The 21,698-nt window shown below is 60.3% G+C and carries 21 protein-coding genes; 7 read left to right on the top strand and 14 right to left on the bottom strand.

Features of this window, described 5'->3' with window-relative positions:
- Positions 1–81 precede the first annotated feature (81 nt).
- Together ctaD and coxB are read right to left on the bottom strand one after the other, a co-directional pair.
- Positions 82–1,668, bottom strand: coding sequence for a cytochrome c oxidase subunit I (ctaD, locus tag BBF94_RS19735; protein ID WP_065260653.1), 1,587 nt, complete (start codon positions 1,666–1,668; stop codon positions 82–84).
- 82 nt (positions 1,669–1,750) lie between these two features.
- On the bottom strand, positions 1,751–2,878 hold the full coding sequence (gene coxB / locus BBF94_RS19730) for a cytochrome c oxidase subunit II (protein ID WP_065260652.1): 1,128 nt from the start codon (positions 2,876–2,878) through the stop codon (positions 1,751–1,753).
- 370 nt (positions 2,879–3,248) lie between these two features.
- Between coxB and BBF94_RS19725 the strand changes: the two genes are divergently transcribed.
- A complete protein-coding gene (locus tag BBF94_RS19725; protein ID WP_065260651.1) occupies positions 3,249–3,881 on the top strand; it encodes a hypothetical protein in 633 nt (210 codons plus the stop codon).
- A gap of 51 nt (positions 3,882–3,932) precedes the next feature.
- Here the strand turns inward: BBF94_RS19725 and BBF94_RS19720 are convergent, their stop codons facing one another.
- The 3 genes from BBF94_RS19720 to BBF94_RS19710 all read right to left on the bottom strand — a co-directional run bounded on the left by BBF94_RS19720 (position 3,933) and on the right by BBF94_RS19710 (position 7,548).
- Positions 3,933–5,459: a SulP family inorganic anion transporter gene (locus BBF94_RS19720; RefSeq protein ID WP_065260650.1), complete on the bottom strand. Its 1,527-nt coding sequence runs from the start codon at positions 5,457–5,459 to the stop codon at positions 3,933–3,935.
- An 83-nt stretch (positions 5,460–5,542) separates the two neighbouring features.
- Positions 5,543–6,274: a carbonic anhydrase gene (locus BBF94_RS19715; protein ID WP_065260649.1), complete on the bottom strand. Its 732-nt coding sequence runs from the start codon at positions 6,272–6,274 to the stop codon at positions 5,543–5,545.
- 215 nt (positions 6,275–6,489) lie between these two features.
- Positions 6,490–7,548: a PA0069 family radical SAM protein gene (locus BBF94_RS19710; protein WP_065260648.1), complete on the bottom strand. Its 1,059-nt coding sequence runs from the start codon at positions 7,546–7,548 to the stop codon at positions 6,490–6,492.
- A gap of 231 nt (positions 7,549–7,779) precedes the next feature.
- On the opposite strand from BBF94_RS19710, the gene BBF94_RS19705 reads away from it, so the two are divergent.
- A complete protein-coding gene (locus tag BBF94_RS19705) occupies positions 7,780–8,082 on the top strand; it encodes a hypothetical protein (protein ID WP_065260647.1) in 303 nt (100 codons plus the stop codon).
- Positions 8,083–8,134: 52 nt separating this feature from the next.
- Here BBF94_RS19705 and BBF94_RS19700 read toward each other — a convergent pair whose 3' ends face one another.
- The 3 genes from BBF94_RS19700 to BBF94_RS19690 are packed head-to-tail and all read right to left on the bottom strand — an operon-like array spanning position 8,135 to position 11,982.
- A complete protein-coding gene (locus BBF94_RS19700; protein WP_065260646.1) occupies positions 8,135–9,436 on the bottom strand; it encodes a c-type cytochrome in 1,302 nt (433 codons plus the stop codon).
- A gap of 12 nt (positions 9,437–9,448) precedes the next feature.
- Entirely contained in the window at positions 9,449–11,233 is a 1,785-nt protein-coding gene (locus tag BBF94_RS19695; protein WP_065260645.1) for a GMC family oxidoreductase, read from the bottom strand.
- 2 nt (positions 11,234–11,235) lie between these two features.
- Positions 11,236–11,982, bottom strand: a complete 747-nt coding sequence (locus BBF94_RS19690; protein ID WP_065260644.1) for a gluconate 2-dehydrogenase subunit 3 family protein — start codon at positions 11,980–11,982, stop codon at positions 11,236–11,238.
- A 285-nt stretch (positions 11,983–12,267) separates the two neighbouring features.
- Between BBF94_RS19690 and BBF94_RS19685 the strand changes: the two genes are divergently transcribed.
- Positions 12,268–12,912 (top strand): dual specificity protein phosphatase family protein, encoded by a 645-nt coding sequence (locus BBF94_RS19685; RefSeq protein ID WP_065260643.1) that lies wholly within the window; start codon positions 12,268–12,270, stop codon positions 12,910–12,912.
- On the opposite strand, the gene BBF94_RS19680 is transcribed toward BBF94_RS19685, so the two are convergent.
- The 3 genes from BBF94_RS19680 to prlC form a co-directional block, all read right to left on the bottom strand.
- Positions 12,899–14,947, bottom strand: a complete 2,049-nt coding sequence (locus tag BBF94_RS19680; protein ID WP_065260642.1) for a M3 family metallopeptidase — start codon at positions 14,945–14,947, stop codon at positions 12,899–12,901. The two genes, BBF94_RS19685 and BBF94_RS19680, sit on opposite strands and share 14 nt — an antisense overlap.
- Before the next feature lie 113 nt (positions 14,948–15,060).
- The gene (locus BBF94_RS19675; protein WP_065260641.1) at positions 15,061–15,351 is read right to left on the bottom strand and encodes a YheV family putative zinc ribbon protein; all 291 of its coding nucleotides are present in this window, start codon (positions 15,349–15,351) and stop codon (positions 15,061–15,063) included.
- Positions 15,348–17,426 (bottom strand): oligopeptidase A, encoded by a 2,079-nt coding sequence (gene prlC, locus BBF94_RS19670; protein ID WP_176704479.1) that lies wholly within the window; start codon positions 17,424–17,426, stop codon positions 15,348–15,350. The genes BBF94_RS19675 and prlC overlap by 4 nt, the downstream gene beginning before the upstream one ends.
- A gap of 62 nt (positions 17,427–17,488) precedes the next feature.
- Here prlC and BBF94_RS19665 point away from each other — a divergent pair, with 62 nt between their 5' ends.
- Positions 17,489–18,034, top strand: coding sequence for a gamma carbonic anhydrase family protein (locus tag BBF94_RS19665; RefSeq protein ID WP_065260640.1), 546 nt, complete (start codon positions 17,489–17,491; stop codon positions 18,032–18,034).
- 28 nt (positions 18,035–18,062) lie between these two features.
- On the top strand, positions 18,063–18,713 hold the full coding sequence (locus BBF94_RS19660; protein ID WP_065260639.1) for an HAD family hydrolase: 651 nt from the start codon (positions 18,063–18,065) through the stop codon (positions 18,711–18,713).
- Between the two features lie 3 nt (positions 18,714–18,716).
- Here the strand turns inward: BBF94_RS19660 and BBF94_RS19655 are convergent, their stop codons facing one another.
- The gene (locus BBF94_RS19655; protein WP_065260638.1) at positions 18,717–19,802 is read right to left on the bottom strand and encodes an aminopeptidase; all 1,086 of its coding nucleotides are present in this window, start codon (positions 19,800–19,802) and stop codon (positions 18,717–18,719) included.
- A 59-nt stretch (positions 19,803–19,861) separates the two neighbouring features.
- On the opposite strand from BBF94_RS19655, the gene BBF94_RS19650 reads away from it, so the two are divergent.
- Both BBF94_RS19650 and BBF94_RS19645 read left to right on the top strand, forming a co-directional pair.
- A complete protein-coding gene (locus BBF94_RS19650) occupies positions 19,862–20,284 on the top strand; it encodes a PA0061/PA0062 family lipoprotein (RefSeq protein ID WP_065260637.1) in 423 nt (140 codons plus the stop codon).
- A gap of 40 nt (positions 20,285–20,324) precedes the next feature.
- Entirely contained in the window at positions 20,325–20,744 is a 420-nt protein-coding gene (locus BBF94_RS19645; protein WP_065260636.1) for a PA0061/PA0062 family lipoprotein, read from the top strand.
- Between the two features lie 6 nt (positions 20,745–20,750).
- On the opposite strand, the gene BBF94_RS19640 is transcribed toward BBF94_RS19645, so the two are convergent.
- Together BBF94_RS19640 and BBF94_RS19635 are read right to left on the bottom strand one after the other, a co-directional pair.
- A complete protein-coding gene (locus BBF94_RS19640) occupies positions 20,751–20,990 on the bottom strand; it encodes a DUF1161 domain-containing protein (protein WP_065260635.1) in 240 nt (79 codons plus the stop codon).
- A gap of 102 nt (positions 20,991–21,092) precedes the next feature.
- Positions 21,093–21,524: an OsmC family protein gene (locus BBF94_RS19635; RefSeq protein ID WP_065260634.1), complete on the bottom strand. Its 432-nt coding sequence runs from the start codon at positions 21,522–21,524 to the stop codon at positions 21,093–21,095.
- Positions 21,525–21,698: the final 174 nt, after the last annotated feature.

Genomic DNA, 21,698 nt, shown 5'->3' with positions numbered 1-21,698 from the left:
TGCAGCCGACGCGGTGTTTCAGGCGGGCCGCCATCGCGGGCAAGCCCGCTCCCACAGGAGTTTCCACAAGGCAGAAAGTGTTCATTTCACTTCCGGCGGCGTAGTGAAGGTGTGATACGGCGCCGGCGACGGCACGCTCCACTCCAGCCCTTCGGCGCCATCCCAGGGTTTGGCCGGTGCCGGCGCGCCGCCACGGATGGTCTTGATCACGATGAACAGGAAGAAGATCTGCGTGGCGCCGAACATGAACGCGCCGATCGACGAGACCATGTTGAAGTCGGCGAACTGCAGGTTGTAGTCCGGAATCCGCCGGGGCATCCCCGCCAGTCCCACGAAGTGCATCGGGAAGAACGTCAGGTTCATGCCGACGAAGGACAGCCAGAAGTGCAGCTTGCCCAGGGTTTCGTCGTACATGTGGCCGGTCCATTTCGGCAGCCAGTAGTAGGCCGAGGCGAAGATCCCGAAAATCGCTCCCGGCACCAGCACGTAGTGGAAGTGCGCAACCACGAAGTAGGTGTCCTGGTACTGGAAGTCCGCCGGGGCGATGGCCAGCATCAACCCGGAGAAGCCGCCGATGGAGAACAGGATCACGAACGCCACGGCAAACAGCATCGGTGTCTCGAAGGTCAACGAGCCTTGCCACATGGTGCTGGCCCAGTTGAACACCTTCACCCCGGTCGGCACCGCGATGAGCATCGTCGCGTACATGAAGAACAACTCGCCCACCAGCGGAATGCCCACCACGAACATGTGGTGCGCCCAGACGATGAACGACAGGAACGCAATGCTCGCCGTGGCGTAGACCATCGAGGTGTAGCCGAACAGCGGCTTGCGCGAGAAGGTCGGGATGATCTGGCTGACGGCACCGAAGGCCGGCAGGATCATGATGTACACCTCGGGGTGGCCGAAGAACCAGAATACGTGCTGGAACAGCACCGGATCACCGCCACCGGCGGCACTGAAGAAACTGGTGCCGAAGTGGATGTCCATCAGCATCATCGTCACGCAACCGGCCAGCACCGGCATCACCGCGATGAGCAGGAACGCGGTGATCAGCCAGGTCCAGACGAACAGTGGCATTTTCATCAACGTCATGCCGGGGGCGCGCAGGTTGAGGATGGTGGCAATCACGTTGATCGCGCCCATGATCGAACTGATCCCCATCAAGTGGATGGCGAAGATGAAGTAGGTCACGCTTTCCGGCGCATAGGTGGTGGACAGCGGTGCGTAGAACGTCCAGCCGAAGTTCGGCCCGCCACCGGGGGTGAACAGGGTCGAGACCAGCAGCAGGAATGCCGCCGGCAGCAGCCAGAAACTGAAGTTGTTCATCCGTGGCAGGGCCATGTCCGGCGCGCCGATCATCAGCGGGATCATCCAGTTGGCGAGGCCGACGAACGCCGGCATCACGGCACCGAAGACCATCACCAGCCCGTGCATGGTGGTCATCTGATTGAAGAACGCAGGCTCCACGATCTGCAGACCGGGCTGGAACAGCTCGGCGCGGATCACCATGGCGAACGAGCCGCCGAGCAGGAACATGCAGAACGCAAACCACAGGTACAGCGTGCCGATGTCCTTGTGGTTGGTGGTCAGCACCCAGCGCATCAGGCCTTTGGCGGGGCCGTGGGCGTGGTCGGCGTGACCGTGGTCATCGATGACAGCGCTCATGGCCGGTCTCCTTCAAGTGAGTGGACTTGGCAGGCCGGGGCGCCTTGCCCCGGCCGGTTCACGCAGTACGCAATAGACCGGCTCATTTGCTTTCCGCCTGTTTCAACTCCAGCACTTCTTTTGGCGTGACCATGTCGCCCTTGTTGTTGCCCCAGGCGTTACGTTCGTAGGTCACGACCGCTGCGATATCGACTTCCGAAAGTTGCTTGCCGAAGGCCGCCATGGCGGTGCCCGGTTTGCCGAAGTACACGCGGTGCAGGTGATCGGCTTTCGGCCCGGTGGCAATCGGCGAGCCCTTGAGCGCCGGGAACATCGGCGGCAGGCCCTGACCTTCGGCCTGGTGACAGGCCACACAGGTGGTGTGGTAGATCTTGTCGCCGCGCTCCTTGAGCTCGTCGAGGGTCCACTCCTTGCTGGTCAGCTCCTTGAGCTGCGCCGCTTCGGCCTTGCGGTCGGCCAGCCATTTCTCGTAGTCGGCCTTCTCCTTGACGTCGACCACGATCGGCATGAAACCGTGATCCTTGCCGCACAGCTCGGCGCACTGGCCACGGTAGATGCCGGGCTTGTCGATGCGGGTCCACGCTTCGTTGACGAACCCGGGGATTGCATCGCGCTTGACCGCGAAGGCCGGCACCCACCAGGAGTGGATCACGTCGGCGGAGGTGACGAGAAAGCGCACCTTGGCGCCGATCGGCAGCACCAGTGGCTTGTCGACCTCGAGCAGGTAATGCTCGCCCTTGGCTTCCTTGTTGTGAATCTGTTCGGCAGGCGTGGCGAGGTTGCTGAAGAACTCGACGTCCTGGCCCAGGTATTTGTAGTGCCACTTCCACTGGTAACCAGTGATCTGGATATCGATATCCGGCTCGCTGGTGTCGTACATGCGAATCAGCGTGGCAGTCGCCGGAACGGCCATCGCGATCAGGATCAGCAGCGGGACGACGGTCCAGAGGATCTCGACGGTGGTGCTTTCGTGGAATTTTGCGGCGACCTGTCCGGTAGAACGGCGGTGCACCATCATCGACCAGAACATGGCGCCGAAGACGATGATCCCGATCACCACACAGATCCAGAAAATGGTCATGTGCAGGTCGAATACTGCGTGACTGATTTCAGTCGCTCCAGGCGCCATATTCACAGTCCAGGCCGCGTTGGCCTGGCTGAAAATCGACCACAACAGGAGGCCCATCCAGACGTGTGGATGTCGCATCATTGCGGGTTCCCCTTATCGTTCTTGTTATCCCGGAGGCGTAACGCCTGCGGCAAGGGAGCGGCTGCATCAGACTACGAACTTGAATTGCCGGGCCTTGCTGCGGGTGCAGTCGGGCGTCATCAGCTAACTCCATTCAATGGCGAGTATAGACAGCGGCTGAAAAATGCAATGTGCGGGCGTAAATCGGATGAAACGGCTGGCACTTGCGTTCCACGGCACGAATGGAGAAGGATGCAGACGAGTGGTGGCAAACCGATATAACGCAGGTGTATCAAGGATGAAATAATTATGACAAATGCGTCTTAGCATTTTTCGTAAGCCAGCTAAGTTATGTCTTCCCTATTTCATTGCCTTGTTTCCTGGAGTTTTCATGAACACCGCCGCATTGCGCGAGCAGATCCACATAGCCCGACAACACGAGATCGAAACCGGAAAGCTGACCCGTCAGCTGGAAAACCAACTGCAACACCTGCACCCGGCCATCCAGTTGCCGGAAACCGACGCCAACGGCGTGTTGACGCGTTTTGTCGCCGCCTACATCGATGAAGTGCCAGACCTGCTGGATGCAGCCAATGAAGTCGCCAGGGAAGCGGGAATCGAGTCACAGATCAAACCGGTGCTGAAAATCGCCGAGCAGTACTTTCTCCAGCCGCCGGTCGGTCTGGACAGTCTGCTGGACGAGGCCTATCTGGCCCACCGCTTTGTCGAAGAGGTCAACGACCTGTACATCAAGCATTTCGGCCAGCCACTGATTCCCCTGGACATGACGGTCGCCAATCTGATTGCTCACCAGTTGCTCGGTGAGGAATTTGCCAATCAACTCGATGAAGTGGTGCACCACGCGGTGGACAGCATGCTCGACGACGACAGCTTTGCACTGGAGTCGGTGGAAGCCTACCGCGAAAAACTCAGCAGCCCGGACACCGGTGCGGCATGGAAACGCTGGCCGTGCATGAGCCGCCGCCTGGGCGTGGGCCTGGAGCTGGATCAGCCTGCGGCTTGATCTCTGCGCAAACGATTGGGGGAACAGATTGCTCTGTTCCCCCAGGTGTTTTCAGCCTGCCGCACCGATGCCGGTGGTGGTGCGAACCCGTCCCTCGAGCCTGCGCTTCAATCCCCGCGACTCGATCAACAGCTTCGACCCTTTGGCCGCATTGGCCCGACCCCATTCTTCCAGCAGTTCCAGACAGGAATGGTCGATGTAGCTCAGATTATTGAGCGGCACATGCACCGTCGTGCCCGGCGCAATACTGCCCAGCACCTGAGTCAGCGCCGGCACCTTGAGGAATGTCGCCGCACCCACCAGCCGCAACTCCATTTCCCCCTCCTGCGGCAGATCGATCAGGTTGATCTTCAGCCGCGAAGCCTTGAACGCCAGTTTCACCAGAGTCAGGCCGAAACCGATCAGCACGCCGGTCAACAGGTCGGTGAAAATGATCGCCAGCGCCGTTGCGGCGTAGGTGAACATCGGCATCCGGCCATAACGTCCCAGGCCGCGAAAGGCTTTCAGGTCTACCAGTTTGAAACCGGTGTAGACCAGCACCCCGGCCAGACTCGCCACCGGAATGCTTTGCAGCAGACTCGACAGCAACAGCACGAAGGCCAGCAGCCACAGGCCATGGAAAATCGTCGAATAGCGCGTGGTCGCACCGGCCTGGACGTTGGCCGAACTGCGCACGATCACCCCGGTCATCGGCAGGGCGCCGACCAGCCCGCAGAGCATGTTGCCGACCCCTTGCGCCGACAGTTCGCGGTCGAAGTCCGAACGCGGGCCGCTGTGCATGCGATCTACCGCAGCGGCGGACAGCAGGGTTTCGGCGCTGGCGATGAAGGCCACGGCAAACGCGGCGATCAGCACAGACGGATCGGCCAGGTTCAGCAAGTCCGTCGGTGTCAGCCAGTCGATGGCTTCGGCAAGGTTCGCCGGTACTTCGACCCGTTTGACCTGCAACGCCAGCAGCAGACTGGCACCAGTCGCCAAGCCGACACCGAGCAACGCGCCCGGAATGAAGCGCAGTGACTGTGGCCGTAATTTCTCCCAAAGCCACATCACGGCGATGGTCGACAGCCCCAGCAACCCGGCCTGCCAGCCAAAGGACGGCAAGGCCTGCGCCACCGCCCCGGGAAACGCTGTGAGGTTGTCGAGCCCGGAGGGTTTCGGCGCTGCATCGAGCATCACATGCACCTGTGAAAGCACGATCAGCACGCCAATCCCGGCAAGCATGCCGTACACCACCGCTGGTGCCGTAACCCGGAACCAGCAGCCGAGCTTCAGGCGTCCGGCCACCAGTTGCAGAAAGCCCGCCAGCAGCAAAATCGGGCCGAGCATCTCGATCCCGTGCTGGCGCACCAGTTCGAACACCAGCACCGCCAGTCCCGCCGCCGGCCCGCTGACCTGCAACGGCGACCCCGCCAGCCAGCCCACCACCAGCCCGCCGATGATCCCGGTGATCAACCCTTTGGCCGGCGGTACCCCTGAAGCAATCGCAATGCCCATGCACAATGGCAGGGCAACCAGAAACACCACCACCGAAGCCAGCAGCTCCCGTGGCAACACCGCTTTCAATTGAGCCGCACGCATGATGATTCTCCCGAAGCTTTTTTCAGGCGTGGCCAGGCCTGGCCGCCGAAACAGCGGCCGGCCACACGGATATTTAGGAGGATTCAGAAGCGCGCTTTGGGCGTCGCCACCGGAATCGGATGGCTGCCGTCGAGCGGTCGGAAGCATCCCTGATCCGCGTCGTAAGCTTTGATTTCGCTGGTTTCGATGTTGTAGACCCAGCCATGGATGAACAGATGACCGTTCGCCATGCGCGAGGCTACCGAAGGATGGGTACGCAAGTGCTGCAATTGGGCGATGACGTTCTCCTCGGTGAGGATCGGCATGCTCTCTTTTTCGTCGGTGCAGTGGCAGTTGTCGTGCACCATGGTTTTCGCGACTTCGGCGTGACGCAGCCAGGCTTTGACCGTCGGCATCTTTTCCAGACTGCCCGGGTTGAGTACCGCGCGCATGGCGCCGCAGTCGGAGTGGCCGCAGATGATGATGTGCTGCACGCCAAGCGCCAGTACCGCGTACTCGATGGCGGTGGAAACGCCGCCGTTCATCTGGCCGTAAGGTGGAACGACGTTACCGACATTGCGGGTCACGAACAGATCGCCGGGGGAACTCTGGGTGATCAGTTCGGGAACGATGCGCGAGTCGGCGCAGGTGATGAACATCGCCCGTGGCGACTGGGCCGTGGCGAGTTTCTTGAAGAGTTCTTCCTGCTGCGGAAAGACCTCATGATGAAAATGCAAAAAGCCGTCGACGATATGTCGCAGTGCTGCATCGGCGGATGCCGCCCCGGGGACGGCTGGCGCCGACGCAGCCAACGGCTGTTTATCCTTGTCACTCATGATTCATCCTCTTTGGCGGATTCTGGGAGTCATTCCCGTGTATTCCGGTATGAAGCCAGTGGCTGTTCAAAAAATCCGGGCCGTCCTGACCCGTCAGTCACTCGATGAGCAAGGTAACCGCCGAAACTTAACTCAAACTGAATCGGACGCTCTAGAACGTGTGTTCCAGGTCACAAAAAACGTGACCGTGTCACTCGACCAGAGGTTGATTGCCCCTAGATCAGCGTCATTTGACGACCTGGCGGACAAAAGGCCGTGCAGTCGAGATTGAAACCTTCGCGGCGATTGAGCCCCAGGCGCTTGAGGGTTTTGGCGAATCGCTGGGCGAGCAGGTCGGCGAACGGCCCTTCACCGCGCATGCGGGCGCCAAAACGGCTGTCGTACAGTTCGCCGCCACGGCTCTGGCGGATCAGGCTCAACACATGGGCGGCACGCTGCGGGTAGTGCGCCTCGAGCCATTCCTCGAACAGCGGCGCCACTTCCAGCGGCAGGCGCAGCATCATGTATGCAGCGCTTTGGGCCCCGGCGGCGTGGGCTTCTGTGAGCAGGCTTTCGATTTCGCTGTCGTTGATCATCGGAATCATCGGTGAGCACAGCACACCCACCGGAATCCCTGCTTCGCGCATCACCCGGATGGCCCGTAATCGCGCCTTGGGCGCCGCGGCACGGGGTTCCAGGATGCGTTTGAGCTCATCGTCCAGCGTCGTGAGGCTGATCATCACCGCCACCAGCCGCTGTTGCGCCAGCTCGGTCAGCAGGTCGAGGTCGCGCAGGATCAGCGAGCCCTTGGTGACGATGGTCACCGGGTGCCGGTAGCGCAGCAGCACTTCGAGGATCTGACGAGTGATTTTGTGTTCGCGTTCGATCGGCTGGTACGGGTCGGTATTGGAGCCCAGATTGATCGGCGCACATTGATAGCCTTTTTTCCCCAGCTGTTCTTCCAGCACCTGGGCGGCGTTGGTCTTGGCAATCAGCTTCGTTTCGAAATCCAGTCCGGGCGACAGGTCCCAATAGGCGTGGCTCGGTCGTGCGTAGCAATAGATGCAGCCATGCTCGCAGCCGCGATAGGGATTGATCGAGCGGTCGAAGGGCAGGTCCGGCGAAGTGTTGCGGGTGATGACGGTCTTCGCTGTCTCGATCCGCACCTCGGTGCCCTGGGTGTCGGGCACTTCCTGATACCAGCCGTCGTCCTCGGCCACTGAACGACTGGGTGCAAAACGGTTGTGCGGGTTGGTGGCGGTACCGCGACCGCGCGGGGGCAGGGGGCTGGTCATCACGGATTTCCTGTATCTGTATATGCATACAGTATCCGCTGCGGGCAGGATGATCCACTACCGTTCGGCCATTCAGTAACAGGCAGGGTTAGTTGGGCGCATAGTTAAATAAAAAGTTCATGCAGATGAAAATCAAAGAAACACAAGTTGGCTGGTGGTTTATTGTTCGAGTTCATAGTATCGACTCCGCCTTACCACACTTGTTTAAATGAAATGCAAAAGGATTTGATGATGTCGTTTTTTAATTCGCGCGGTATTTTTCTGCAATTGCTGCAACCCGGTCCATCGGAGCCGAATACACTGGTTTCCATGCAACTTGCGCGCAAGGAACAGGGCTGGGACGCCGAGGCGGACGAGCCGATGGAAAGACTGGTGGACTCCATTTTCGTCACCGCGACCTCCACGGATGGCGGGCATACCTTCAGTATTGGCCGCCTGGAGCACGATGTGGATCGTGACGGTGAAGTCGGTGAGCAGGATCGGGCCAAACTGGCTGCCCTGGCCAAAGCCTATGCCAGTATTACCAACCCGTAATAGTGATTGAACATATAACCCCTGCATGATTTTTATGCAGGGGTTATTGCGCTTAGTTGTGGTTCGTTACTTGTCCAAGATCGCCGGCAGAGGTTGTAGTCATATCGTCCGTACGTAACCTGGCCACATCTTTCGCGGTGACAGAAGATGCCTTGTTGCCCCAACTTCCACGAATGAAACTCACCACATCCGCCACTTCCTGATCCGACAGACGCCAGGCGAAACCCGGCATGGTGAAGGTGGACGGTGCCGTGTGTGTCGCAGGCAATGTTCCGCCCTTGAGCACGATATGGATCAGCGAAGTCGGGTCGTCCGATTGCAGCACCGGATTGCCCGTCAGCGCCGGGAACACCCGGGTATAACCGTAGCCGTCGGTGCGGTGGCACGCGGCACAGTTGTCGATGTATACCGAGGCACCGCGCTGGCTGTCATCACCGTTCCACAAGGCCCTGGCGGCTTTTTCATCGTATTGATGCGGCTGGTCGGCAGGGTCGTTGGCCGGCAGCGATTTCAGGTAACGGGCAATCGCCGTCAGATCGGCGTCGGTCATGTACTGCATGCTGTGGGTGACCACGTCGCTCATGCCGCCGAACACCGCGCTGCGGTCGCTGCGACCGGTCTTGAGGAACTGCACCAGTTGCTCTTCGCTCCAGCTGCCGAGACCGTCCTTGTGGTCGCCACGCAAACTCTTGGCGATCCAGCCTTCCAGCGGTGCACTGCCTGATAGAAAACTGCTGCCTTCGGCTGCACTCAGGGATTTTTCCTGCATGGTCAGAGCCCGTGGTGTATGGCAGGCACCGCAATGTCCGAGGCCTTCCACCAGATATGCCCCACGGTTGAGGACGGCGTCTTCCGACGTGGGTTTGTAATCCTCGACTTTCGGCGCGAACAGCCAGCGCCAGCCCGTCAGCGGCCAGCGCATGCTCAGCGGCCACGGGATGTCGCTGGCCTTGTTCTCCTGCGCCACCGGCTCAACGCCGTGCATGAAATAGGCGTACAGCGCTTGCATGTCATCCTGGCTGACACGGGCGTAGGACGGGTACGGCATCGCCGGGTACAGGGTACTACCATTTTTGGCGACGCCATGACGCACGGCCTGATCGAACTCCTCGAAGCTGTAACCGCCCAGCCCGGTGTGGTCGGGGGTGATGTTGGTCGAATAGATCGTGCCGATCGGAGTTTCCATCGGCAGGCCGCCGGCGAAGGGTTTGCCGTCCTTGGCCGTATGGCAGGCCACACAGTCGCCGGCACGGGCGAGGTATTCGCCTTTTTTGATCAACGATTGATCGACTTCGGCACTGTGAGCGGCGACGCTGCCAAGCAGCGCCAGGGATGCGATAACGAGGGTCTTCATGGTCATCGCTCCTTAAGCCTGAACCAGCGGGCCGGGGTTTTTCAGGTACTGCTCGCGGATCGCTTTCGCCGACCAGTAGGTCAGCGCGGCAACCAGCCCGGTCGGGTTGTAACCCAGGCCCTGCGGGAATGCCGACGCGCCCGGAACGAACACGTTGTGCACGTCCCAGCTCTGCAAATAGCGGTTCAGCGCGCTGGTCTTCGGATCGGTGCCCATGATCGCGCCACCGTTGAGGTGGGTGGTCTGGTAGGACGCGGTGTTGAAGTGGTCGCCGACTTTCTTGCCGATCACCGCAATGGCTTTCGGACCCATGGCTTCGGCAATCTTGCCCATTTTTTCGACCATGAAACGGTTCATCCTGATGTCGTTTTCCTGCCAGTCGAACGTCATCCGCAGCAGCGGCAGGCCGTAGGCATCGCGGTAGACCGGGTCCAGATCGAGGTAGTTGCCCCGGTAGGACTGATGCGCGCCGTGGGCATCCATCGACACTTGGTGGGTGTAGTAATCAGCGGTTGCGCGTTTCCATGCACTGCCCCAGGCCGGGGTGCCCGGCGGGTTGGAGGTGCCGGCGATCGGCCGGCTGCCGGCCTGGTTGACCCACATCGGCGAGCCGCCGACGAAACCGTGAGGCCCGTGATCGAAGTTGTCGGCGTTGAAGTCGTCCACCGCCACGCCGTTGCCGCCGGCGCCGATGAAGTTGTTGGTGTGCGTGTCCTTGTCAAAGAACGCCTTGATCGTGGCCATGTTCTGGTAGGCGAAGTTGCGCCCGACCACACCCTCGCCGCTGACCGGATCGTACGGTTTGCCGATGCCGGAGAGCAGCATCAGCCGCACGTTGTGCAACTGGAATGCACCGAGGATCACCAGATCCGCCGGTTGCTCGATCTCCCGACCCTGGCCGTCGATGTAGGTGACGCCGGTGGCCTTGCTTTTTGTGCTGTCGAGGTTGACCCGCAGGACGTGGGCGTTGGGCCGCAGTTCGAAATTCGGCAGCGGTTTGAGCGCCGGCAGAATGTTCACGTTCGGCGAGGCCTTGGAATACATGTAACAAACGTAACCACTGCAGAAACCGCAAAAGTTGCACGGGCCCATTTGCGCGCCGTAGGGGTTGGTGTATGGCCCCGAAGTGTTCGCGGAAGGCAGGTTGTAGGGTTTGTAACCGACTTCGGCAGCCGCTTTGCCGAACAGCTGTGCGGAAACCGTGTTCTTCTGCGCTTCCAGCGGAAACGGGTTCGAACGATCCGGCGCGTACGGGTTGCCGCCCTTGCCCTGGCCGACCAGTTGGCCCTTGACGGTCCAGGCCTGGCCCGAGGTGCCGAAAACTTTTTCGGCGAAATCGAAGAACGGCTCCAGCTCTTCATAGCTGACGCCGAAGTCCTGGATGGTCATGTCCTTGGGAATAAAGCTTTTGCCGTAGCGTTCTTCGTAGTGGCTGCGCATGCGCAGCTCGATCGGGTCGACGCGAAAATGCACACCCGACCAATGCAGGCCGGCGCCGCCCACGCCATTGCCCGGCAGGAATGCGCCCAACTGGCGGTTCGGCAGGGCGATGTCGTTGACGCTGTGACGGATGGTAACGGTCTCTTTGGAGATGTCCTGAAAGAGCTTTTTCCGCACGCTGTAGGTGAGTTCATCAATCACCTGGGGATAGTTGCCGTCAGGGTAGGTGTCCTGCATCGGCCCGCGCTCCAGCGCCAGTACGTTGAGCCCGGCTTCGGTCAGCTCCTTGGCCATGATCGCGCCTGTCCAGCCGAAACCGACGATCACCGCGTCGACCTTTTTCATTACCGTTGCCATGCTCACGCCCTCTCGCCGCGAATCGAAACTGCCGGGAAGGGGTATTGCTCGTTGCGTTCCACCCAATCCATGAAATCGGCGCGGGCGCCGGGGAAGCCGATCATGGTCCAGCCGACCATGCCTTTATTGCCACCGTGGATCGGGTCGCAGAAGAACCCTTCCTTGGTGTTTTGCAGCAAAAGATTGAAGAAAATCTTCGCCGGAACAGCGTCGAATTGCGGTTTTCCGGCTTCGAGCTGCTTGAGCAGATCGTCTCGGGTAGCGCTGTCTTGCTCGGCAAATGTTTTACCGTTGAGGGATTTTGCCCACTGATCCGTGGCGGCGATGCCCAGGCGATAGATCTCTTTTGGCACCAGTTTGCTCTGCCAGCCCATCTCGGCTGCGGCGTCGGCGTTGAACGGGCCTTGCATGTACCACAGCGCACCGGCGGCGTACGGAGTGTTCATTTGTCGATCAATGTATTCCGGCACGCCGGCCTCGAGAGCACCGGGGCCCTGGGCGTCGTTGGGGATCAACTGCGCGACGGCGGCATTGATGAAAGCCCATTCTTCTGCAGTGAAGTAGCTCGGTTGGTAGGCGCTTGTATCTGCGGCAACCGATTTGGCGGGGGCCGGGGCGGGCGAGCTTTCGGGAGCCGCTTGCAGCACGCTGCTGCCCAGGCCGGTGCCGGCGAGGGTGACCACCGGGATCAGGGTCAGGGATTTGCGCAAGAACTCACGCCGTGGGTTGTCTTGATCTTGATCAGACATTGGGGGGCACCTCATCAGGCATTGATGGTTATCAGCCGTTTCTGTGAACGGCTTTGAAACGGTCGGTTGCGACGTGGCCGGGAAAAGGGGGACATCTGCAACATGATGTGACAAATGGTAGCAGGCTAACCAACCGGATGAATCGCTTCAGCCGAAAAAAGCCCGAAATGGCGACGAAACATGCCCCGGCTTCACGTTTCTTTGACAATCGCCTCACAGGGATTTGACTGGACAACCTTCAAGCTGCCGCCCTCACTGACAAATCCCACACGGTCACCGCACAGCATGTCCTTGAAGCGTTTTTCCTCTGCGATCTGTTTCTCGCTGTTTGCCCTGTTCGGCTCGATCCCGGCCCATGCCGCTGATGCGCCAGCTTCCCGTCCTGCGGAATGGGCGCAACCGGTCGAGGTGAAATACAACTTCTTCCAGATGTCGCCCACGCTCTATCGCAGTGCGCTGCCTGATGCCGGTGCGGTGCCGCTGCTGCAAAACCTGAAAGTGGCCACGGTCATCAACTTCCTGCCCGAGGCGGACTCGAGCTGGCTGAAAGCCCCGGGTATCAACCAGGTACAACTGCCCTATCGCACCAATCACGTTGATGACAGTGACGTGCTCAAGACCCTGCGTGCGATCCAGACCGCCGAGGCCAACGGTCCGGTGCTGATGCATTGCAAGCACGGCTCCGACCGCACCGGCCTGATGGCGGCGATGTACCGCATCGTCGTGCAGGGCTGGAGCAAGGAAGACGCGCTGAACGAAATGACGCAGGGCGGCTTCGGCGAAAGTGGCCACTTCAAGGACGGTGTTCGCTACGTGATGCAGGCCGATGTCGACAAGTTACGCACCGCGCTGGCCAATGGCGATTGCAGCACCAGTGCGTTCGCTACCTGCTCGATGAAGAGCTGGTTCCAGACGGTCAACCTGAAGTAATTCGCCCGGCCGACCGGTCGCTACGCAGATCTTCTCTGACCGGTTGGCCAATGAACCTCTCCACTGCTTCCAGCAACGGCCGACCGGCTCCCGGCGAAAAGAACGTCTCCCGGAACGCCCGGCCGGTCTGCGCATTGAATACCCAGTCGTGGCTGAAGCGTTTGAACGCTTCCCGAGCCAGCTCTTGCGACCAGACGTAGGCGTAAACCGAAGCGTCGTATTGGGTCACCATGTAATCGAAACTCTGGGCGAACCGATGATTGTCGGGGAGTAGCCGGGCACCCATTTTGCGCTGCACATCGGCGCAAACATCTTCGACAGTACGCCCATCGCCATGGGTGGCGTGAAGCTCGAAGTCGATGATCGCACCCATCAGTACCAAGGCCTGTTGCCGGCTGGAGTGGGCCTCGCTGGCCGAGAGTGCCGCGTCGACCCGTGCGGCACTGAGGCGCTCGCCGGTCTGGAAATGTGCACCGAGCCACAGCACGAACTCCCGCGACTGGCACCACTGTTCGAACAGTTGCCCGGAGAACTCCGCTGCCTCATGTCCCAATTGCAGGATGCCGGAAAGGGTGTGATGGGGTGAGCGCGTCAGCAACTGCTGAAGGCAGTGGCCGAACTCGTGAAAAAGAACGCGCAAGTCGCTGAGGTCGAGCCGACAGGGCTGGCTGTCGGTGGCCGCCGTGAAATTACTCTGGAGGACGGCAATGGGCAGCGCCGGCCGGCCTTCGGCATTGATCCGGCGATTGCGCAGTGTCGTTGTGCCGGCAAAGTCCACGGCGTTGTCGCGATGAAAGGGATCGATGTAGAGGTAGCCGACGACCTGCTCATGTTCGCTGACTTCCAGTAGCCGTACGTCTTCATGCCAGTGCCTTCCACCGGGCTGCTCGACGATACGGATTCCGAACATGCGTTCGCAGAACACGTAGAGCCGGCGCAGGGTGCCATCGAGCGGGAAGTAATCACGCAGGTTTTCCAGTGCTCCGGGAAACTGCCGTTGGCGCCATTGTTCGGCGAGAAAGTCTCCATCCCATGGCTGAACCTGGTCGATACCGAGTTGCCGCGCGAAGGCCGCCAATTGCAGAGCGTCCTGTTCAAGGACAGGCGCCAATTGCGCAACCTGACACTGGAGAAAATCCCTGACCCAGGCTGTCGTTCCAGCCATGCTATTGGTCAGGCTCAGTTGTGCGGCGTTTTCGTGGCCAAGCAAGCGGGCTTTCTGTTGGCGCAAGGCCAGCAGCTTCGTCAGCACCGGACCGTTATCGAAACGACCTGCCAGCGGTCCCTGATCGGATGCGCGGGTCAGATAGGTCACACAGCATTCTTCTCGCAAGGCACGGTTTTCGGCGTATTTGAGAATGTGCTGGCAGGTGTTCTGATCCAGGCGAATCAGCCAGCCGTCATGGCCGGCCTGGCGAGCATTGAGTGCGAGGCGCTCCTTCATCGCCGGGGAAAGGCCCGCGAGCAGTGCGATATCGTCGACCCGTTTGCTCCAGGTCACGCTCCAGCGTTCCAGGTGGGTCAAAAACGCGGATTCGAGGCCGCCGATCTCCAAGTTCAAACGGGTCAGTTCCTGCTGTTGCGCAGTAGGAAGCGCTATGCCCGACTGCCTGAATTTCCGCAGTTTGCGCGCCAGCACAATCTTGCGTGACTCATCGAAGCAGGCTGCGACCGAGCTTTGTGCCAAACGCAGGTAAGCCTCGTACAACGGACGATTGCGGGCTTTCTCGGAGCGATATTGATTGAGTGCAATTTGAGCCTTGGCGCTTTCCGCGAGCCAGTCGGCGTCGTCGGATTTGACCGTGGACAGCGTTTCGAGAATCGACCGGAATTCACTGATGCGGGCATCCGCTTCGTCGATGGTCAGTACCAGGTCGTCCCAACCGGGGTGCTCAAGCTGAGTGGCGAGCACTTGTGCAATTATTCGTCGGTGGTCGTCGATGATGCTGTTGATCGCCGGCAGCAAATGCTCGGCGCGAATCGCCGGCCAGGGCGGCAGGATCCAGTGTTGCAGGAGGGGATTGATGTCGGGCACGGCAACTTCCTTCGAGGCATGGCGGAAACGGCCAGCCTATGAAGCAAGTGCAGGGGACAGGTGATAAGCCAATACCACCTTCCACCGGGATCCGGTGGAAGGTGGCATCGGGATCAGTGCGGCTCGTCGGGCTTTTTCTTCAGCTTCGGGTTCGGGAAAAACTGCACTGCCTGAACCGTCTTGTCCGGTGCAGGCTTGAGTGCGCTGGTGTTGACTCGCGTACCCAGTTCCTTCGGAACCGACAGCCCTTGGGCATTGAGCGTATCGCTGTAGCCGCACGCCACGCATTCGCGGTGCGGGACGTCGTCTTCGCTCCACATCATCAGCTTGTCCGGCTCGCTGCACGCCGGGCAGACCGCCCCGGCGATAAAGCGTTTTTTGGTCTTCACAGGTGCCTCACTCATGCTGCCGCGTCCTCACTCAGGCCGCTGTGGCGCAAGAGTGCGTCAATCGAAGGTTCACGGCCACGGAAGTCGACGAACAGCACCATCGGCTCCTGAGAGCCGCCGCGGGCCAGGATCGCTTCACGGAAGGCGCGGCCGGTGTCGGCATTGAGCACGCCGTCTTCTTCGAACCTGGAGAAGGCATCCGCCGACAGCACTTCTGCCCACTTGTAGCTGTAGTAGCCCGCCGCGTAACCGCCGGCGAAGATATGCGCGAAACTGTTGGGGAATCGGTTGTAGGCCGGCGGACGCATCACCGAGACTTCGTTCCGTACGCTTTCCAGTACCTGCGCAACGCTGCGGCCGTCACCGTGGGTGGCGTGCAGTTCGAAGTCGAACAGCGAGAACTCCAGCTGGCGCACCATCATCAGGCCGGACTGGAAGTTTTTCGCCGCGAGCATTTTCTCCAGCAAGTCCTGCGGCAGCGGTTCTCCGGTTTCGTAATGCCCGGAAATCAGCGCCAGGCCTTCCGGCTCCCAGCACCAGTTTTCCATGAACTGGCTCGGCAGCTCGACCGCATCCCACGCCACGCCATTGATGCCGGACACGCCGGCATGCTCGACGCGGGTCAGCAGGTGGTGCAGGCCATGGCCGAATTCGTGGAACAGGGTGGTCACTTCATCATGGGTCAGCAGCGCAGGCTTGCCGCTGTCGGCCGGAGTGAAGTTGCACACCAGGTTGGCCACCGGGCTTTGCAGTACGCCGTCGATCGTGCGGCGACGATCGCGGGCGCCGTCCATCCAGGCACCGCCGCGCTTGTTGGCGCGGGCGTAGAGGTCGAAGAAGAAGCGGCCGACGTGCTGGCCGTTTTCCTTTATCTCGAACAGGCGCACGTCCGGATGCCAGGTATCGAAGCCTTTCAGTTCGGCGATTTCGATGCCGTACAGGCGCTGGACGATCGCGAACAGGCCGCCCAGTACCTTGTCGATCGGGAAGTAGGCGCGCAGGGTTTCCTGGGCGACGCTGTAGCGTTGTTCACGGAGCTTTTCACCGTAGAAACCGCTGTCCCAGCTTTGCAGATCGGCACAGCCCTGTTCGGCGGCGTAAGCCTTCAGCTGTTGCAGATCCTGGGCGGCGAACGGTTTGCTGCGTTTGGCCAGGTCGCGCAGGAAACTCAGTACCTGATCGCTGGATTCGGCCATTTTGGTCGCCAGGCTCAGCTCGGCAAAACTCGAAAACCCCAGCAGCCTGGCCAGTTCCTGGCGCAGGTCGAGGATTTCACTCATGACCGGGCCGTTATCGAACTGGCCGGCATTCGGTCCTTGATCCGACGCGCGGGTGCAGTAGGCGGCGTAGACTTCCTCACGCAGCGCACGATCCTGGGCATAGGTCATCACCGCGTAGTAGCTCGGGAATTCCAGGGTGATCAGCCAGCCATCGAGGCCCTTGGCCTGTGCGGCGGCAGCCATTTGCGCCTTGGCCGAATCGGTCAGGCCGGCGAGGGCGGCTTCGTCGGTCAGGTGCTTGGTCCAGGCTTGAGTGGCGTCGAGCAACTGGTTGGAGAAGCGGCTGCCAAGTTCGGACAGCTTGCTCTGTACTTCTGCATAGCGCTTCTGCTCGGCTTCCGGCAGGTCGATACCCGACAGGCGGAAGTCACGCAGGGCATGTTGCAGAATGGTTTTCTGCGCCACGTCGAACCCGGCGGCTTCCGGGCTGTTGGCCAGGGCTTCATAGGCCTGGAACAGTTCGCGGTTCTGGCCCATCTCGGTGGAATAGGCGCTCAGCGCCGGCAGGCAGGACTCGTAGGCTTCACGCAGTTCGGCGCTGTTGCACACCGCATTGAGGTGGCTGACCGGGCTCCAGGCAGCGCCCAGGCGATCATTGAGTTCGTCCATCGCCAGCACCAGCCCGGCCCAGGTCGGGTTCCGGCCCTGGGTCTTGAGGATCTCGGCAATGGCGGCGCGGTTGTCGGCCAGAATGGTTTCGATGGCCGGCTGCACATGTTCGGCACGGATCGCGGAGAACGGCGGCAGGTCGTAGGACTGCAGAAGAGGGTTGTTCACGCTCACGGTTGGCACCTTGGCTGGAAGAAACATGCGCCCATCTTAATTACAATCGACACCCACCGCAGCTATCGGCGACAGAGAGAGAACCAATCGTGTCCCTTCGCAAGTACCAGTATCACACCCCACGTTTGAGCAAAGGCGCTTTTGTCGACGGCTCCGCGGTGGTGATCGGCGACGTCGAAATCGGCGAAGACAGCTCCGTATGGCCGCTGACCGTGATCCGCGGCGACATGCACCGCATCCGTATCGGCGCGCGCACCAGCGTGCAGGATGGCTGTGTGTTGCACATCACCCATGCCGGCCCGTTCAACCCGGACGGCTTTCCCCTTTTGATCGGCGATGACGTGACCATCGCCCACAAGGTCATGCTGCATGGCTGCAGCGTCGGCAGCCGCGTACTGATCGGGATGGGCAGCATTGTCATGGACGGTGCGGTGGTCGAGGACGATGTGATCATCGGCGCCGGCAGCCTGGTACCACCGGGCAAGCGCCTGGAAAGCGGTTTCCTGTATGTGGGCAGCCCGGTGAAACAGGTCCGTCCGCTGACCGACAAGGAAAACGCCTTTTTCACCTACAGCGCGGCGAATTACGTGAAGCTCAAGGATCTGCATCTGGCCGAAGGCTACGACCAGCTCTGATTTTCCTCTCCATTGCCCGGGATTTTTCATGCATCACCAGACCCTATTGTTCGACCTCGATGGCACCCTCACCGACCCGCGTGAGGGCATTACCCGCTCCATCCAGTTCGCCTTGAGCAAACTCGGCATCGATGAGCCTGATCTCACCAGACTGGAACATTTCATTGGCCCGCCGCTGTTGCAGGCGTTCATGCAGTTTTATGGTTTCGATGAAGCCAGGGCCTGGGAGGCGGTGAATTTCTATCGCGAGCGCTTCAAGGTCACGGGGTTGTACGAAAATCGCGTGTTCGAAGGCGTCATGCCGTTGCTGGAAGCCCTGAATGGCCAGGGCCGGCAGTTGTATATCGCGACTTCGAAGCCGTGGGTGTTTGCCCGGGAAATCGCCCGGCACTTCGATTTCGCCAAACACTTCAAAGTGATCTACGGCAGTGAACTGGACGGCACCCGCACCAACAAGGTCGAGCTGATTGCACACCTGATGGCCGAGGAGGGGCTGGATCCGGCCACCACGCTGATGATCGGTGACCGAAAGCACGACCTGATCGGTGCTCGCAGCAACGGGCTGGATGCTGCGGCGGTGGGGTACGGCTTCGGCAGCCATGAAGAGCTGAGCGCCGAGGCGCCGGCCTATCACTTTGAGACTCTGGCCGAGCTGCATCAGGCATTTCTGCAGCGCTGAGCGTCAATCGGAGCGAAGGGTGGTCAGCTCACGCAGCGCTGCCTTTCGCTTGTCAGCCGGCAAGCCGCCCAGTTTTTCCACCTGTGCATAAAACTTCTGCCAATCCCCACCGACTTGCCTGAACAGGGCAGCAAACGCCGGCACCCACTGGTCATAAAGCCCGAACGGCAACAGTCGCGCATTGTTCAGCGGTGCATTGACCCAGGCGTCATAACGTTTGTCCCCGGCCCACTGGTGATCGCGCATCTCCCGATAGTCCCGGCGAAACCGTTCGAACTCGGCGGCCTTGCGTTCGCGCATCTGTTCGACGGGCATCTGTTGCGTGTACAGCTTTTCCAGCCGGGCCCGGGTATCGAGGATCAGCTGAATGAACTGATCGCGGCGTTTGAGTTGAGCGTCATTTTCGGGCGGCAGGCCACGAAACGCCCGCCATTGCCGGGTGCCTTCCTGCTCGACAAAGGTGGCGTAGGACTCGTTGAACCCGGTGTCGTCCTTCACGTAGAAGCGCTGATGACCCAGTTCATGGAAGATCAGCGTCGCCAGGCGTTCATCGCCCCAGCCCATCATCGAGTTGAGGATCGGGTCGTTGAACCAGCCCAGGGTCGAATAGGCCTCGACACCGCCGATCGACACATCCATGCCTTGCAGGCGCTGAATCGCGGCTTCGCCCCGTGCCGCACTCTGGCTGTAGTAACCGCGATAGGCCACGCACCCGGCAATCGGGAAACAGTGGTTCTGCGGGCTCAGGGAAAACTCCGGCGTGGCGAACACGTTCCACACCACGTACGGTCGGTGAATGTCGGCGTACAGGCGATAGCTCTGGTTATCCGGCAGATGCAGATGCTGGCTGGCGAAGTCCCGGGCCTTTTGTGCCTGAACCAGGTGTGCGCGCAACGTTGCGTCCCGGCTCGGGTCGGCAATCACCTTGGCTACCGGCTCCCGTGCCCGAAGCAATTGCAGCTGACCGTTGGCCAGCTGGCTGTAATAACTGATGCTGGAGCAACCGTTGAGCAACAAAAACAGCACACCCGGAAACAAAACCCGCAAAACGCGATCAAGTAACCCAAGGCTTGGAAACGGCCTGAACACAATAAGAACATCCCTGGAAAGTCTGATCGCAAGACTATCCCGCCCATTGGAGCTTCGCCATGCGCATCTTGATACTGACGGGAGGCCTGCTGACGCTGGCCGGTTGTGCCGGATTCGGAATGCCTTCGCCTGACCCCACGCAAGCCTGGATCGATCTGGATTCGCGGCAACAGGACACGGCATTGCAAGCGCTGGAAGTCGACAGGAAGGCCGCCGTCGACAGACGTTATTTCGAGGTACAGCCCGGCAGTCACGAACTGAAGGTGCGCTACCAGTTTCCGGTGGAAGCAACCAACATCGGCCCCGATGCTGAACCGCTGTGGCGCGATTGCCAGTTGAGCCTGAAATTTACGGACTTCAACGCCGGCCAGCGCTACCAGCTCCAGGCCGGCAATGTCGGGTTCCGGCCGTGGGCCAGGCTCTACGACCAGCAGCGAAATGTAGTTGGCCAAGGTAAACCGGCAGGCTGCCAGCGCACCTGATCGGCGTTATGCTGAATGTCCGAATCCACGGACATTCATCATGCGCAAGACGATGCTGTTGCTGATTGCCGGTGTGCTTGCCGGTTGTCAGACACCGATGCCTCCGGTCGACCCCAGCATGGCCTGGGTCGACTTCTCGACGCCGACCCCAGGCGGAAAACTGCTGATGGCCGATCGTCTCGACAATCAGCGCCTGAATGACGGACGTTTCTTTCAGGTGACGCCCGGCAGCCATGAGTTGCTGGTGCGTTTCGATTTCGAGGCGCCCGGTGGAGGCGCTGGCATGTTGAACGATCCTGTGGAGCGCCTGTGCTACCTGACCATCCGCTTCGACCATTTCGAAGCGGGGCAGCGTTACGTGCTGGAGGGTCGTTCCCTGATGTTTACTCCCAGTGCCCGGCTGTATAACGCCAAGCGGGAAATCGTCGCCGAGGATCGCGACACCTTTTGCGCCATCTAGCCTGAATCAGCTGTCATTCTTCTGGTAGATGATGGCCTTGGTGCCGTTCTCGCAAGTGCCGACGATCATGGCGACGTCGTGCTTTTCAGCCTCCTCTTTGGAGACTATCTCCAGCGTGTAGGAAGGCACGGCATTCGCCTGAATCTTGATTTCGATCTCCTGTTTGAGTTCTTCGCAATCCTTGGGCGCAGCGAAGGCCGAGGTTGCCAGCACGCTACAGAAAACCGCCAAAGCAAAACGTTTCATGGTTGAAGCTCCCGGGAGCAGTGCGCACGACGATGCGCGAAAGCTGCTGTCATTTATTCGACCACATTTTTGCCTGGCGGGTTCTGATGCTGCTCAAGTCGATCAGCTTACCAGTGACGCATCCAGGCTGATCTTCGCATTCAAGACCTTCGACACCGGGCAACCTTCCTTGGCCTTGTTGCTCAGCTCTTCGAACTGCGCCTGGGTGGCGCCCGGAATCTTCGCCTTGAGAATCAGCTTCACTGCGGTGATCGCGAAACCGCCGTCAACCTGATCCAAGGTGACCTCAGCCTGGGTGTCGATACTTTCGGCCTTCAGCCCGGCATCGCCGAGGATCATCGAGAACGCCATGGAGAAACAGCCGGCATGGGCGGCGCCGATCAGTTCTTCCGGGTTGGTGCCCTTGCCGCCCTCGAAGCGGGCCTTGAAGCCGTATGGCGCTTCACGCAGGACGCCGGTTTCGGTGGAGATCGAGCCGATGCCGGTTTTCAGGTCACCTTCCCAGTGTGCGGATGCTTTCTTCACGATAGCCATGTGTGCCTCCTCAGGATCGGGCGCGAAAGGCCGCGCCGTCAGGGTTTTTACTTGCAAGGCTTCTGAGGATAGACGCCAGGACAAAGTTCAGCCCGGCTGAGTCGTTGACTTTTTCAGTAGGAAATTTCGGATAGGCTATTGAAACTCGGGTATATGCCCTTATTGCACAGAACA

This window comes from Pseudomonas bananamidigenes (assembly GCF_001679645.1).
In the GTDB taxonomy this organism is placed as follows: domain Bacteria; phylum Pseudomonadota; class Gammaproteobacteria; order Pseudomonadales; family Pseudomonadaceae; genus Aquipseudomonas; species Aquipseudomonas bananamidigenes.
Note: the sequence above shows the minus strand (reverse complement) of the source record. Positions and strands in the feature narration are given on the sequence as shown.